This window comes from Ancylobacter terrae (assembly GCF_045108345.1).
Classification (GTDB): Bacteria; Pseudomonadota; Alphaproteobacteria; order Rhizobiales; family Xanthobacteraceae; genus Ancylobacter.
In genome coordinates, this window is sequence record NZ_JBJGXH010000001.1 from 666646 (window position 1) to 681147 (window position 14502).

Consider the following 14502-nt stretch of genomic DNA (forward strand, 5'->3'; position numbering starts at 1 on the left):
GGCGCCCCCGGGACGAAGCGCGATCAGCCGCGCTGGGTTTCCAGATAGTCGACGCGGCGCTCGAGATTGGCCTCGCGCACCATGCCGGGGATCAGGAACAGATCGATGATCTGGCCGATGCCGAGCAGGCCGAGCGTGAGCAGCCACAGCGCGCCGGTCCAGTAGCGGCCCGCATAGAAGCGGTGAATGCCGCAGAACCCGGCGAGGCCGAAGAACCAGAACAGATAGGCGAGGGCCGTCGATTTCATCGCCCCGCAAACCCCTTGCAGCATGGCACCGCCGGAACTGGCGGTGCACCGGATATGGGGAAGGACGTGAAAAAAGTGAAGAGAGAAAACAAAGCGCGCGCACGGGAGGTAATATATTGATCTTATGGCAGGAATATGCTATGCACCGGTCTCGTTGCTTGGGGGCTGCGCCCCCAAGCAACGAGACCGGTGCGAATAAAAGAGCACAAGTTATTAATTTTATTGAGAAAATTCCGGTATGTCAACTTTTTGAGTCGCTTCATCGGCCGCCTCCTTGATGCTCTCGTAATTGAACTGATAATAAGAGCATTATTCCCTTAAGTAAATGAAAAATAAGCTTTTTTAGTCAGAACTCGATGCCCTTCTGGGCCTTCACGCCGGCCTTGAAGTGGTGCTTGACCAGCGTCATCTCGGTGACGAGGTCGGCCGCCTCGATCAGCGCCGGCTTGGCGTTGCGGCCGGTCACCACGACATGCAGCCCCTCGCGCCGGGCGGCCAGCGTGTCCACCACCTGATCGAGCGGGAGATAGTCGTAGCGCAGCGCGATGTTGATCTCGTCGAGGATGACGAGGCCGATGGTGGGGTCGGCCATCAGCTCGCGCGCCTTCTCCCAGGCGCGGCCCGCGCTGGCGATGTCGCGGGAAAGATCCTGCGTCTCCCAGGTGAAGCCCTCGCCCATGCTGTGCCAGATCACACGCTCGCCGAAGGTCGCCAGCGCATCGCGTTCGGCCGAGTGCCAGGCGCCCTTGATGAACTGCACGACGCCCACCCGGCCGCCATGCCCCAGAATACGCAAGGCGAGGCCGAAGGCGGCGGTGGACTTGCCCTTGCCGGCGCCGGTGTGGACGATCAGCAGCCCCTTCTCGATCGTCTTCTCCGCCACCTCGGCATCCTGCACCGCCTTGCGCTTCTCCATCTTGGCGCGGTGGCGGGCGGCATCCTCGGGCGAGACGGGATGGGGCGGCGTTCCGGTGTCGGTCATGGCTTCACCTGCAGGGGCAGCCCGGCGACCATGAACAGCACGCGGCCGGCGCGCGCGGCGATGCGCTGGTTCAGCCGGCCCTGCGCGTCGCGGAAGCGGCGGGCGAGGGCGTTGTCGGGAACGATGCCGAGGCCGACCTCGGTCGAGACCACGGCGAGGGGGCCTTCGCGCCGGGCGACCGCCTGTTCCAGCGCGGCGCTCTCGGTGTCGAGATCGGCGTCGGCGAGGAGGCGGTTGCTCAGCCAGAGCGTGAGGCAGTCGATGAGCACCGGCCGGCCGGCGGGCTGCCGGGCGAGGGCGTCGGGCAGGTCGTGCGGGGCGTCGATGGTCTGCCATCCCGCTCCGCGCCGCGCCCGATGCAGGGCGATGCGCTCGGCCATCTCGCCGTCCCAGACCTCGGCGGTGGCGATGTAGGTCCAGGGCGGCGGCAGCGCCTCGACCAGCGCCTCGGCCTGCGCGCTCTTGCCCGAGCGGGCGCCGCCGAGGACGAAGGTGAGGCCCATCACGCCGTCTCAGGCCGCGCGGGCGGCCGGCACCGCATCGGCCTCCGCCGCGAAGCGCGGGCGCAGCGCGCCGGCGAGCGCGCCGAGCAGCACCCAGAACACGAAGCTCGACGCCACCGAGGCGACCACGAAGCTGTGGTACAGCCCTTCCGGGATCGGGCTTTCGAAGCTGTCCGGCTGCGGCGCGCCGATCACATGCGGCACCAGGATCAGCACGACGCCAAGCGCGGCGAACAGCGCCGAGCGCGGCAACACCATCAGCGCGATGCCGGCGGCGGTGGCGGCGGCCGTTCCCGCCCACCAGAGCTGGCGCGCCGCGAGATCGGCCGCCGGCATGGCCGGCAGTTCCGGCGGCAGGCCGAGATTGGGCGCCAGCGTGAAGGCGGCGAAGCCGGCGAGGCCCCAGAACAGGCCGTGGCGCCAGTCCCTGAGGCCGCCGGCGAGTTCGCTCGCGGCGACCAGCAGCAGCGCATAGCCGAAGCCGGTGAGTACCATGAAGATCACGGTGAGGCCGTTGCGCTCCAGCCCGTCGGCCGGGCTCCAGCCTTCGTCGCCATGGTCATGGGCGGGCGCGGCGGTGTCGTGGGTGGGGGCGGGCGCAGCGTCGTGCGTGTGCGGCGCGGCTTCCCCGGCGGCCTCGTAGGTTTCGGCCTGGAGGATCAGAGGCACCGCGGCGACGAGGTGGATGCCGGCGACGACGACGCCCGAGCCAATACCGGCCAGCGCCGCCACGAACAGGATCGTGCGGAACAGAGACATCGATCTTCCCCGCGGCTCAGTGGCAGGGGAAGGCGGTGGCGTGGCGCACGTCGTGCGAGGCGTTGTGCACGGCCTCGATGTGGGAGAAGCCGACGCCGCCGAGCACGACGACGCCCAGCAGGGCGGCGAAGGTGACGGGCAGGACGCGGGCGGCGAGGCTCGCCGTCGCGGCGGCGGTGCCGAGCGGGCGGTGCGAATCGTGGGTCGTCATCGTCATCTCTCCCGGCCCTCCACCCGAGGGCCGCTGGGGTTACGTCGCCGGCCGGTCTCCTGGCTCGCGGGTCGCGGCCGTCCTTCCGCCTTCCCGGCCCGGGGGCCAGTGGCATTGCCGGAAGAAAGGCTCGCCGCTCACAGTTGCGGGGGCAGCCGTGGATTGGCGAGGATCGCCCTCGCCCACCACGTTCCCGTCTTGCGTCCCGTGCGCATCACGGGAACCGACGACTGCGCCGACTATAGACGCGGGCCGGCCCGGCGCAATGGCCCCGCCCTGCGCCGACATCCTCCTTTCAGACGGGGAGGGCGCGCGATGCCGGCTTGCCGGGCGGGCCGATCCGCATTTCAGTGAGCGCATGACCCAGCCGCGCCGCCTGCCCGATGCCGATGCCCTCGCCGCCCTGTTGCTCGGGCGACCGCCGGCGTCGCGCACCCTCGTCGCCATCGCCGGTGCGCCGGGCTCGGGCAAGTCGACGCTGGCCGAGGCGCTCGCCGCGCGCCTGCCCGACGCCGCCGTGCTGCCGATGGACGGCTACCATCTCGACGACGGCGTGCTGGCGGGGCGGGGCCTGCTGGCGCGCAAGGGCGCGCCGGAGACCTTCGACGTCGGCGGCCTCGCGCACATGATCGCGCGGCTCCGGGCGAATGAGGAGGCCGAGATCGCCGTGCCGGTGTTCGACCGGGAGATCGAGATCGCCCGCGCCGGGGCACGGCTGATCCCGCGTTCGGTGCGCACCCTCGTGGTCGAGGGCAACTACCTGCTGCTCGACGAGGCGCCGTGGGCGGAGCTGCGCGCGCGGTTCGACCTGACGGTGATGGTCGAGGTCGCCGAGCCCGAGCTGCGGCGCCGGCTCATCGCCCGCTGGCGCGGCCTCGCCCTGCCGGAGGACGAGGTGGTCCGCAAGGTCGAGGGCAACGACCTGCCGAACGGCCGCCGCCTGCGCGAGCGCAGCGCGCCGGCCGATGTCGTGATCGCGGGGTGAGGGCGCCCCCCGCTGCCTCGTCCGCCCGTCGCATTGACATCGCGCGCCGGCGCGTCCTTAAGTGCGGGCGACCGGCGGTCCCGTCCTCGCGAGGGGAGGGGCCAAGAGGGAATGCGGTGCGGGCTGGCCTTCGTCATGAAGGACGCCCAATTCCGCGGCTGCCCCCGCAACTGTAAGCGGCGAGCCTTTCTCCCGAAAAGCCACTGGCGATGATGCCGGGAAGGCGGGAGGCAGGCGGCGACCCGCGAGCCAGGAGACCTGCCGTCGGTCCGGTCGCGCGTCGGGCGGGGTGCCCTTGATGCGCGCATGGGACCGGCGGACAGCGATGTCGCGCCGCTCTCGCGCGGGCCTGTCCCGCGACCGCCGTGCCCCGTCCGGATGCGATGAGCGGAGCGCGGTGTTGAGCGAAGGTCCAGCCGACACGACCCTGCCGGAGGCGGACAGCGAGGGTGCGAGCGCGCCGGCTATGCCGTGCGGCCTCGCCAGCCCGACCGTGCTGATGGTCTGCACCAGCTGCCGGCGCCCAGGCGACGACGACGCCCTGCCGCGCCCGGGCGAGGACTTCACCCGCGCCGTCCGCACGGCGGCGGAAGGCTCGACCGTCACGGTCAAGGGCATACGCTGCCTCGGCAATTGCTCGCGCGGCCTCTCCGCCGCGCTGACCCGCGAGGGCGGCTGGACCTATGTGTTCGGCGGGCTCGATCCCGACCGCGATGCGCGCGCCCTCGTCACCGGCGCGGAACTCTACGCCGCCGCCGGCGACGGCTTCATGCCCTGGCGCGGCCGCCCCGACATCCTCAAGCGCGGCGTCGTCGCCCGCATTCCCCCGCTCGATTTCCCCGGAGAACCCGAATGAGCGCCGATCTCTCGCGCGTGGAACTTGCACGCGTGCCCTGCACCATCGTCACCGGCTTCCTCGGCTCGGGCAAGACGACGCTGATCCGCCACGCGCTCGCCAACGCCAAGGGCAAGCGCCTCGCGGTGATCGTCAACGAGTTCGGCGATGTCGGCATCGACGGCGACATCCTGAAGGGCTGCGGCATCGAGACCTGCCCGGAGGAGAACATCGTCGAATTGGCCAATGGCTGCATCTGCTGCACCGTGGCCGACGATTTCGTGCCGGCGCTCGACGCCATCCTGTCGCGCACGCCGAAGGTCGACCACATCCTGATCGAGACCTCCGGCCTCGCGCTGCCGAAGCCGCTGGTGCAGGCGTTCCACTGGCCGGCGATCCGAAGCCGCGTCACGGTGGACGGCGTCGTCGCGGTGGTGGACGGCGAGGCGTTGGCCTCGGGCCGCGTCGCGCACGACCACGACGCGCTGGCCGCGCAGCGGGCCGGGGATGCCTCGCTCGACCATGACGACCCGATCGAGGAGGTGTTCGACGACCAGATCGCCTGCGCCGACCTCGTCGTTCTCACCAAGGCCGACCTGATCGACGCCGCCGGCGCCGCGCGCGCCCGGGCCGCGCTCGATGCCGAGCTGCCGAAGGGCGTGCGCGTGGTCAGCGCGACCGGGGGAGAGCTCGATCCGGCGGTGCTGCTGGGGCTCGGGGTCGGCACCGAGGACGACATCGCCAACCGCCGCACCCATCACGACGACGAGGCCGAGCACGACCATGACGATTTCGACAGCGTCGTGCTCGACGTGCCGGAGATCGCCGATCCGGCCGAGCTCGCGGTGCGCATCGCCCGCGCGGCGGAGGCGGTGAATGTGCTGCGGGTGAAGGGCTTCGTGCCGGTCGCCGGCAAGGCGCTGCGGCTGCTGGTGCAGGCGGTGGGGCCGCGGGTGACGCACCAGTATGACCGCGCGTGGGGTGCCGAGCCGCGCGCCGGGCGGCTGGTGGTGATCGGGCTGAAGGGATTCGACCGGGCGCGGGTCGAGCGGGAGCTGGCGGGCGCGCGCGCGGCGGCGTGAGGGGCTGGCGAACTCGCGGAGGTCCCGCGTCCTTCTCGCGGTCATCCCGGACGGCCGAAGCGCCGATCCGGGATCGTCGGGGAGGTTCGCCTTGCGGACGATCCCGGCTGTTCGTTCGGCTTCAGCCGGGATGACCGCGGCGGGCGCCGCCGCCGGGATGCCCGCGCGGGGCGCGTCGACTGGCGGTGTCCCGGCCGGTGTCATATCGACCGGCGTCAGGGCCGGGCAGGTTTCGACGGAGACCGGCAGAGGTCGGTTGTCCGTCATAGCCGGCCTTGTCCCGGCCATCCACGTCTCCTCTAATCGCATGTCACGTCTCTACTCTTCGCCTGTGACGCGGCGCGGGGGCCCGGCACCGAGCCGGTCATGACGAACACGGAACGGATCACCGGGCGCGATGCACCTGCTGACAACCACATCCGCCAGCCTCGACGACCTCGTCGAGCCGGTCGATCTCGGCCAGACGCCGGGCGAGATGGTGGTCGCCTCCTTCACCGACAGCGACCTCGCCGCGCTGGCGGCCGCGTGGGAGGCCGGCGACCGGGAGGCGAGGGTGCCCGATCCGAGGGTGGCGGAAGCCGGAGCCGGCGCGGCACCGAGCCTCCGGCTCGCCCATCTGCGCGACTTGCGCCACCCGATGTCGGCGGATCTGTGGATCGACAAGGTCGCGGTGCGGGCGCGCATCGTCGTCCTGCGCCTGCTCGGCGGGCTCGACTGGTGGCGCTACGGCGCCGAGCGGCTGGCGGGCGAGGCGCGCGCGCGCGGCATCGCGCTGGCGCTGCTGCCGGGCGAGGACCGCGACGACCCGCGCCTTGCCGCGCTCTCGACGCTGCCGGCTGACGAGCTGGATGCGCTGCTCGGCTATTTCCGCGCCGGCGGCCCGGCCAACATGCGCGCGCTGCTCGCGCGGATGGCGGGGCATACGGGCCGTGAGGTCGCGGTGGCGGCGCCACTGCCGGTGCCGCTCGCGGGCTTCTACGAGTGGCGAGCGAGCGGAGCGGTGGCGCCGTCCCCCTCGCCCCCCCGGGGAGAGGGAACTGTCTGTACCGGAGAGGCTCGCGCATCGTCGGCCCATGGCGAGCCGGGGGAAGCCCTTGCCCCGCCGGTGAGAGGGGTGGATGAGGCGGCGCGCCATCCGGAAGACGGTGGCTCGGGGCCGGGTGAACGTCGCGCCTCCGCTCCCGGACAGGCGATGCCTGCTGTCGGCGCCCGATCTGAAGCGGCATCGACCCTTGCAAGCTCTTCCTCACCCCAACTCTCTCCCCGCCGGGAAGAGGGAGCCGCCTGTGCCGGAGAGGCTTGCGCATCGTCGGCCGATGGCGAGCCGGCGGAAGCCCTCGCCCCGCCGGGGAGAGGGCTGGGTGAGGGGCGCGCCCCGTTCGACGACGGCATGGACAGCAGCGGCGGCACGCCCGTCCACGGGTCCCACGCCGCCGCCTCCCCGGTGATCCCCGTCATCTTCTACCGCTCGATGTGGCTGGCCGGGGACACGGCGCCGGTCGAGGCGCTCTGCGCGGCGCTGGCGGCGCGCGGCCTCGATCCGCGGCCGATCTTCGTGGCCAGCCTGCGCGAGCCGGCATCGATCGCCTTCCTCGCCGCGGCGCTGGACGAGCTCCGGCCGGCCGTCATCGTCACCCTCACCGCCTTCGCCGCCGGCGAGCCCGGCGAGGCGACCGTGCTCGACGCGCCGGGCGTGCCGGTGCTGCAGGCGGTGGTGGCGACCACGCGGCGCGAGGCCTGGGCGGAGGGCGCGCGCGGCCTCGTCGCTGCGGACCTCGCCATGCATGTCGTGCTGCCCGAGCTCGACGGGCGTGTCCTCGCCGGCGCGGTCTCGTTCAAGGTCGCCGCGGCGCGGCACGAGGAACTCGGCTTCGCCAGCCTCGTCAACGACGCCGCGCTCGATCGCGTCGCGCAGGTGGCGGAGCGGGTGGTCTTGCTGGCGCGGTTGCAGGCGACACCGCCCGCCGCCCGCCGGATCGCCGTGCTGATGCCGGACTATGCCGGCGCGCCCGGGCGCACCGGCTGGGCGGTGGGCCTCGACGTGCCGGCGAGCGTGCGCGCGCTGCTCGGCGATCTCGCGGAGGCGGGCTACGGGGTGGAGGATATCCCGGCCGATGAGCGGGAATTGCTGGCGCGGCTGAGCGGCGAGCCGCGTGTCACGGAAGACGTGGATGGCCGGGACGGGACCGGCCATGACGGCATGGAGCGAGGCGAGCCGGGCACCCTCCCTCTCCCCGACGGCGTGAGGGGGCGGGGCGATGCGAGGCCGGCGCCCGACGTGGGTACGGTTGAGCGAGGGGAAGCCGGTGCGGACGCCGCCGCTGGATCGCCGGGGCGTTGCAGCGGGGCCGGCGACGAATCGGGCCGCGCTGCTCCGGGGGCGATTCGTCTCCCCGCCGCTTGGCCCCTCACCCCACCCTCTCGCCGCCGGGGGGAGGGCTTGTCCGCGGCGCCGGTGCCGCGGGATGAGGCCGCTGCGTCGCTGGTGCTCCCCCTCGACCGCTACCGCGCGCATCTCGCCGCCCTGCCGCCGGAGGCCGTCGCCGCCGTCACCGCCGCCTGGGGCGATCCGGCGGCGGATCCGGATGTCGTCGACGGCGCCTTCCGCTTCCGCGCGAGCGCTTTCGGCAATGTCACCGTCGCCATCGCGCCGGACCGGGGGCGGCGGGCGCAGCGGCGGGCCGACTATCACGACCCCGCCCTGCCGCCGCGCCATGCGCTGCTCGCCTTCGGGCTGTGGCTGCGGCATGGCCTGAAAGTGGATGCGCTGGTGCATATGGGCGCGCATGGCACGCTGGAATGGCTGCCCGGCAAGCATGTGGCGCTGACCGGCGCCTGCTTTCCCGAGCTGGTTCTCGGCGCGCTCCCCGTCGTCTATCCCTTCATCGTGTCCAATCCCGGCGAGGCGGCGCAGGCCAAGCGGCGCATCGCGGCGGTGACGCTCGGCCACCTGCCGCCGCCCCTCGTCGAGGATGATCTGGCCGGGGACGCGCGCGAGCTGGAGCGCCTCGTCGACGAATATGCGCAGGCGGACGGGCTCGACCGCCGCCGGCGCGAGCGGCTGGCCGGGCTCATCCTCGCGGAGGCCGAGCGTACGGGCCTCGCGCTGGAGGCCGGCGCGCGCGGGGCGGCGCCGGACGAGGCGCTGAAGCGGCTCGATGCCTGGCTGTGCGATCTCAAGGAGATGCGGCTGAAGGACGGGCTGCATGTCTATGGGCGCGGCGCCTGCGGCGAGGCCGAGCGCGCCGGCCTTCTCGCCGCGCTCGACGGGCATCGCGTCGCGGCGGGGCCGGCGGGTGCGCCGGGGCGCGGGCGCACCGACGTGCTGCCGACCGGGCGCAATCTGTTCACCGCCGATCCGCGCACGCTGCCGACCCCGACCGCGCTCGACCTCGGCCGGCTGGCGGCGGATGAGGTTCTGCGCGGCTATCTGCAGGCGCACGGCGAATGGCCGCGCGCGCTGGTGCTCGACCTCTGGGGCAGCGCGAGCCTGCGCACCGGCGGCGAGGAGATCGCGCAGGGCCTCGCGCTGATGGGCTGCCGGCCGGTGTGGGACAACGCCACCGGGCGCGTCACCGGTATCGAGGTGCTGCCCACCGCGGCGATGGGGCGCCCGCGCGTCGATGTGACGTTCCGCATCTCCGGCCTGTTCCGCGACCTGTTCCCGGCGCAGATCGCGCTGCTCGACGCCGCCATCCGGGCGGTGGCCGCCCGCGAGGAGGGGGTGGAGGAGAACCCGCTCGCCGCCGCGCGGGACGGGGGCGCGCGCATCTTCGGCACCGCGCCGGGGGCCTATGGCGCGGGCTATGACGGCGAGGCCGATCCCGCCGCGCTGGGCGACGCCTATCTCGCCAGCGCCTCGCATGCCTATGGCGGGCCGGAGGGGGAGGGCGCGGCGACCGCGGATTTCGCGGCGCGCGTCGCTTCGGCGGACCTGCTGGTCCATATCGCCGACGATCCCGGCCGTGATCTGCTCGAAGGGTCGGCCGATCTCGATTTCATCGGCGGCTTCGCGGCGGCGGCGCAGCGGTTCGGCCGCACGCCCGACCTCGTGGTGCTCGACAGCGCCGATCCGGCTCGGCCCCGCGCTCGCCCGCTGGCCGAGGCGCTGGCGCGGATCGTGCGCGGGCGGGTGCATCCACGCTTCGTCACCGGGCTGATGCGGCACGGGCCGCGCGGGGCGTCGGAGATGGCCGAGACGGTCGACCGGCTGGTCGGTTTCGCCGAAGTGACCGGCGTCGTGCCCGGCCATCTCGTCGGCCTGCTGCACGAGGCCTATGTGCAGGATCCGGCGGTGCGCGCCTTCCTAGCAGTGGAGAACCCGGCGGCGGCGCGGGTGGTGGCGGCGCGGCTCGCCGACGCGCGGGCAAAGGGGCTGTGGCACCCCCGCCGCAACGATGTCGACGCCGATCTGGCGCGGCTCTCGGGGGAGGCGGCGGAATGAGCCCCGCGCAGGTCATTCCCGCCCGGCGCCGCGGCGCCTGCCCGAGCCTGCCGGAACCGATGGCGACCGGCGACGGTCTGCTCGCCCGGCTGGTGCCGGCGGAACCGCTGACGCCGGCCCAGCTCGCGGGGCTGGCGCGGGCGTCGCGCGAACATGGCAACGGGCTGATCGAGGTGACCGCGCGCGGCAGCCTGCAGGTGCGCGGCCTGTCGGCCGCCAGCGCGCCGGACTTCGCCGCCGCCGTGGCCGACCTCGGGATCATCGTGCGCGAGGGGCCGGTGCAGGCGAACCCGCTGGCCGGCCGGCTCGACGGCATGGCGTTCGATCCGCGCCCGCTGGCGGCTGCGATCGCCCGCCTCGCCGCGCCGCTGGCGGGTCGGCTGGCGCCGAAGCTGTCGGTGATCGTCGACGGCGGCGGGCGGCTCGGCCTCGACGGTCTGGCGGCGGACATAAGGGTGACGGCGGCTGCTGGGACGGCGACAGAGCGGGGAGCGCGGGAGGCGCCGGCACTCGCCCGGGGACCTCACCTCGCGGAGGAGCTGGCGCTGGCCGCAGGGGATGCGGATGAGGCGGGCACGCGGCTCCTGCTGGTTTCGCTGGCGGCGACGCCGCTCGGCTGCGTCCGGGCGGTGGACGCGGCCGAGGCGGTGGGGCGACTTCTCGACCTGCTTGCCGCGCGCGGCCGGGAGGCGCGGGGCCGCGATGTTCCGGCCGTCGAGGCGTTGGCGGCGCTGGTGGGCGTTGTCGCGCCGCTGGCCGAGGCCCGCCCGCCTGCGTTCGCCATCGCCGGAGCCGGGAATGGCGCGGCGCCGGTAGCGATGGGAGAAGCTGGCGGAGGGCGCGAGGCCGATCGCGCGGACAGGCGGGGCGGCGCGGATCGCCCCGCGACGGGGGATATCGCGGCGAGGTCTCCGGCGGTCGCCGCCGGCCATGCTGGCGCCGGCCCCGCGCCCGCCGCCTGCGAGCCCCTCGCCATCCACCCGCTCCGCGATGGCCGCGTCGCGCTCGGCATCGGCCTCGCCTTCGGCCAGAGCGATTCGGCGGCGCTGGAATCGCTTGCCGATGCCGCCCGCCGCGCCGGCGCGGACGCGATCGAGCCGGCGCCGGGGCGGGCGCTGCTGGTCGCGGGGCTGGCGCCCGAGGCGGGCGAAGCCTTGCGGGCCGCGGCCGCCGCGCTCGGCTTCATCACCGATGCCGCCGATCCGCGCCGGCGGGTCTTTGCCTGCCCGGGCAGCCCCGCCTGCGCCTCGGCCCTGCTGCCGGCGCGGGCGATCGCGGCCGAACTCGCAGCGTTCGCGGCGGCCGGCACGGTGCACGTTTCCGGCTGCGCCAAGGGCTGCGCCCATCCATCGGCGGCGGACGTGACGATAGTGGGTCTGGACGCCGGGGCCGGTCTCGTGGTCGAAGGCAGCGCGCGCGCCATCCCCGCGCGCATCGTGCCGCGCGCGCAGATCGTCGCGGCGGCGCGGCAGGTGCTGGAGACCCCCCGTGGCTGAGACGCGGCCGAGATACGAGTATGAGCGTGACGGCGGCGCCATCTATGAGCGCTCCTTCGCCATCATCCGCGCGGAGGCCGATCTCGCGCGCTTCGCGCCGGACGAGGCGGAGGTGGCGGTGCGGATGATCCATGCCTGCGGCCTCGTCGAGGCGGCGGCGGCGATCGACTTCGCGCCCGGTCTGGTGGCCGCGGCCCGTGGGGCGCTGAACGCCGGCGCGCCGATCCTGTGCGACGCGGCGATGGTCGCGCACGGGGTGACGCGGGCGCGGCTGCCGGCGGAGAACGAGGTGATCTGCACCCTGCGGGACCCTGCCGTGCCGGAACTGGCCGCCAAGCTCGGCACGACGCGTTCGGCGGCGGCGCTGGAACTGTGGCGCCCGCATCTCGCCGGCGCGGTGGTCGCCATCGGCAATGCGCCGACCGCGCTGTTTCACCTGCTCGAAATGCTGGCTTCCGGCGCGCCGCGCCCGGCGGCGATCCTCGGCATTCCCGTCGGCTTCGTCGGCGCGGCGGAATCGAAGGACGCGCTGGCGGAGGGCCATCACGGCATACCCTGGCTCGTCGTGCGCGGGCGGCTCGGCGGCAGCGCCATGACCGCGGCGGCCGTCAACGCGCTGGCGAGGCCGGGCCTGTGAGCGCGGTTCCCCGCAGCGGTCCCGGCCGCCTGATCGGCGTCGGCGTCGGCCCCGGCGATCCCGAACTGATGACGCTGAAGGCGGTGCGCGCGCTCGGGCGCGCCGATGTCGTCGCCTATTTCGCCAAGCGCGGCAATGCCAGCCATGCCCGCGCCATCGCCGCCACGCATTTCCCCCCCGGCATCGCGGAGCTGGAGCTCGGCTATCCGGTGACGACGGAGATGCCGCATACGAGCTGCGGCTATCGCGCGGCGATCGACGGCTTCTACGACGCGTCGGCCGAGGCGGTGGCGGCGCATCTGGAGCAGGGCCGCACCGTCGCGGTGCTCTCGGAAGGCGATCCGCTGTTCTACGGTTCCTACATGCACCTGCATGTGCGCCTGTCGCCGCGCTTTCCGGCCGAGGTGATCGCCGGCGTCACCGGCATGTCGGGCTGCTGGTCGCTCGCCGGCGCGCCGATCGCGCAGGGCGACGACGTGCTCGCCGTGCTGCCCGGCACGCTCGGCGAGGCCGATCTCGCCGCGCGGCTGAAGGGGGCGGACGCGGCGGTCATCATGAAGGTCGGCCGCAACCTGCCGAAGATCCGCCGCGCCCTCGCCGCCGCCGGCCGGCTGGAGCGGGCGGTCTATGTCGAGCGCGGCACCATGGAGGGCGCGCGCTGCGAGCCGCTCGCCGGGCGCGGCGAGGAGCCGGCACCCTATTTCGCCATCGTGCTGGTGCCGGGCTGGAGCGCGCGCGGATGAGCGGCACGCTCACGGTCGTCGGCCTCGGGCCGGGGGAGGCGCATCTGCTGACGCCGCAGGCCGGCGCGGCGCTGGCGCAGGCCGAGGCGCTCTACGGCTACGGTCCCTATCTCGACCGCGTGCCGGTGCGCGCCGGCCAGAGCCGCCACCCGTCCGATAACCGCGAGGAGCTGGCCCGGGCCGGTGCGGCGCTGGCCCATGCCGCGGCGGGCGCGCGGGTGGCGATGGTGACGGGCGGCGATCCCGGCGTCTTCGCCATGGCGGCGGCGGTGATCGAGGCGATCGAGCGCGGTCCGGCGGCGTGGCGGGAGCTCGAGGTCGAGATCGTGCCGGGGCTGACCGCGATGCTGGCGGTGGCGGCGCGGGCGGGCGCGCCGCTCGGGCATGATTTCTGCGCCATCTCGCTCTCCGACAATCTGAAGCCGTGGGACCTGGTCGAGCGCCGGCTGGAACTGGCGGCGCAGGCCGGCTTCGTCATCGCGCTCTACAACCCGATCTCGAAGGCGCGGCCCTGGCAGCTCGGCCGCGCCTTCGAGGTGTTGCGCGCGCACCTGCCCGCAACCGTGCCGGTGATCTTCGGCCGCGCCGCGGGGCGCCGCGACGAACGGCTCGACATCGTGCCGCTGGCCGACGCGCAGGCGGAGCGCGCGGACATGGCGACCTGCCTCATCATCGGTTCGGCGCAGACGCGGATCGTGGAGCGGCCGGGGCGGGCGCCGCTGGTCTATGCACCGCGTTCGGCTCCCGATCCGGCGCGGGATGGCGCCGCGTGAGGGCGGGCGCCTCAGCCGAGCGTGTAGCGCGCCTCGATCCAGGCCAGCGCCTCCTCGACCGTGCCGACGGTGTCGACCGCCGGGTGCGGCGGGCGGGCGATCAGGATCACCTCGATGCGCAGCGCCCGTGCGGCGGCGATCTTGCCGTAGCTGGCCTCGCCGCCGCTGTTCTTGGCGATGATGGCGTCGATGCGATGATGGACGAGGAGGTCGCGCTCCTGCGCCTCCTCGAACGGGCCCCGCGCCTCGATGTAGCCTGCATCCGGGACGGCGAGCGGCGGCTCGATCGGGTCGATGCTGCGCACGAGGTAGCGGTGGCGCGGCGCCGCCTCCAGCGCCCTTACCTCGTTGCGCCCGAGCGTGACCAGCACGCGGCGCGGGCGGGCGCCCAGCGCCTCCAGGGCGTCCTCCACGGTCTCGGCGGTGACCCAGAGATCGTCCTCGCGCGCCTCCCAGGGCGGGCGGTGCAGGGCGACGAGATCGATGCCGGTATCGGCCACCGCCTCCGCGGCATTGTGCGAGATGGCGGCGGCATAGGGATGCGTGGCATCGACGACGAGATCGATGGCATGCTCCTCGATATAGGCGGCGAGACCCGCGGCGCCGCCGAAGCCGCCGCTGCGCATCGGCACGGGCTGGTCCAGCGGCGCGCGGGTGCGGCCGGCGAGCGAGACGGTGACGGCGGCCTGCGGGCGGGTCGCGAGGAGCGCGGCGAGTTCGCGGGCTTGCGTCGTGCCGCCGAGCAGGAGGATACGGGTCGTCATGCTGAAGCCTGATCCATCGCCGTCGCCGTCGCCCCCGCGC

At 73.8% G+C, this 14502-nt stretch carries 14 protein-coding genes and 2 riboswitches; of the genes, 8 read left to right on the forward strand and 6 right to left on the reverse strand.

Annotated features, from left to right (window positions below):
- Positions 1-23: 23 nt before the first annotated feature.
- The 5 genes from ACEUEL_RS03135 to ACEUEL_RS03155 form a co-directional block, all read right to left on the reverse strand.
- On the reverse strand, positions 24-248 hold the full coding sequence (locus ACEUEL_RS03135) for an NINE protein (RefSeq protein ID WP_405702055.1): 225 nt from the start codon (positions 246-248) through the stop codon (positions 24-26).
- A 346-nt stretch (positions 249-594) separates the two neighbouring features.
- Entirely contained in the window at positions 595-1230 is a 636-nt protein-coding gene (gene cobO / locus ACEUEL_RS03140) for a cob(I)yrinic acid a,c-diamide adenosyltransferase (RefSeq protein WP_405702058.1), read from the reverse strand.
- Positions 1227-1733, reverse strand: a complete 507-nt coding sequence (gene cobU / locus ACEUEL_RS03145) for a bifunctional adenosylcobinamide kinase/adenosylcobinamide-phosphate guanylyltransferase (RefSeq protein ID WP_405706541.1) — start codon at positions 1731-1733, stop codon at positions 1227-1229. Before cobU ends, cobO begins: the two co-directional genes overlap by 4 nt.
- 9 nt (positions 1734-1742) lie before the next feature.
- Entirely contained in the window at positions 1743-2492 is a 750-nt protein-coding gene (locus ACEUEL_RS03150; protein ID WP_405702060.1) for a CbtA family protein, read from the reverse strand.
- A 16-nt stretch (positions 2493-2508) separates the two neighbouring features.
- On the reverse strand, positions 2509-2703 hold the full coding sequence (locus tag ACEUEL_RS03155; protein WP_405702062.1) for a CbtB domain-containing protein: 195 nt from the start codon (positions 2701-2703) through the stop codon (positions 2509-2511).
- A gap of 32 nt (positions 2704-2735) precedes the next feature.
- Positions 2736-2946, reverse strand: a riboswitch (cobalamin riboswitch).
- Positions 2947-3061: 115 nt separating this feature from the next.
- Here ACEUEL_RS03155 and ACEUEL_RS03160 point away from each other — a divergent pair.
- The 8 genes from ACEUEL_RS03160 (at position 3062) to ACEUEL_RS03195 (ending at position 13698) form a co-directional block, all read left to right on the forward strand.
- The gene (locus tag ACEUEL_RS03160) at positions 3062-3688 is read left to right on the forward strand and encodes a nucleoside/nucleotide kinase family protein (RefSeq protein ID WP_405702065.1); all 627 of its coding nucleotides are present in this window, start codon (positions 3062-3064) and stop codon (positions 3686-3688) included.
- A gap of 58 nt (positions 3689-3746) precedes the next feature.
- Positions 3747-3968: riboswitch (cobalamin riboswitch) on the forward strand.
- A gap of 117 nt (positions 3969-4085) precedes the next feature.
- Complete coding sequence (locus ACEUEL_RS03165) at positions 4086-4544, forward strand: DUF1636 family protein (RefSeq protein ID WP_405702066.1); 459 nt, start codon at positions 4086-4088, stop codon at positions 4542-4544.
- Positions 4541-5605 (forward strand): cobalamin biosynthesis protein CobW, encoded by a 1065-nt coding sequence (gene cobW / locus ACEUEL_RS03170; protein ID WP_405702068.1) that lies wholly within the window; start codon positions 4541-4543, stop codon positions 5603-5605. The genes ACEUEL_RS03165 and cobW overlap by 4 nt, the downstream gene beginning before the upstream one ends.
- A 397-nt stretch (positions 5606-6002) precedes the next feature.
- Positions 6003-10049, forward strand: a complete 4047-nt coding sequence (gene cobN / locus ACEUEL_RS03175) for a cobaltochelatase subunit CobN (RefSeq protein ID WP_405702070.1) — start codon at positions 6003-6005, stop codon at positions 10047-10049.
- Positions 10046-11545 (forward strand): precorrin-3B synthase, encoded by a 1500-nt coding sequence (gene cobG / locus ACEUEL_RS03180; RefSeq protein ID WP_405702073.1) that lies wholly within the window; start codon positions 10046-10048, stop codon positions 11543-11545. Before cobN ends, cobG begins: the two co-directional genes overlap by 4 nt.
- The gene (locus ACEUEL_RS03185) at positions 11538-12182 is read left to right on the forward strand and encodes a precorrin-8X methylmutase (protein ID WP_405702074.1); all 645 of its coding nucleotides are present in this window, start codon (positions 11538-11540) and stop codon (positions 12180-12182) included. Before cobG ends, ACEUEL_RS03185 begins: the two co-directional genes overlap by 8 nt.
- Positions 12179-12925, forward strand: a complete 747-nt coding sequence (locus ACEUEL_RS03190) for a precorrin-2 C(20)-methyltransferase (protein ID WP_405702077.1) — start codon at positions 12179-12181, stop codon at positions 12923-12925. The genes ACEUEL_RS03185 and ACEUEL_RS03190 overlap by 4 nt, the downstream gene beginning before the upstream one ends.
- Positions 12922-13698, forward strand: a complete 777-nt coding sequence (locus ACEUEL_RS03195) for a precorrin-3B C(17)-methyltransferase (RefSeq protein ID WP_405702078.1) — start codon at positions 12922-12924, stop codon at positions 13696-13698. Before ACEUEL_RS03190 ends, ACEUEL_RS03195 begins: the two co-directional genes overlap by 4 nt.
- A gap of 11 nt (positions 13699-13709) precedes the next feature.
- Here ACEUEL_RS03195 and ACEUEL_RS03200 read toward each other — a convergent pair whose 3' ends face one another.
- The gene (locus tag ACEUEL_RS03200) at positions 13710-14462 is read right to left on the reverse strand and encodes a cobalt-precorrin-6A reductase (RefSeq protein ID WP_405702080.1); all 753 of its coding nucleotides are present in this window, start codon (positions 14460-14462) and stop codon (positions 13710-13712) included.
- Positions 14463-14502 lie beyond the last annotated feature (40 nt).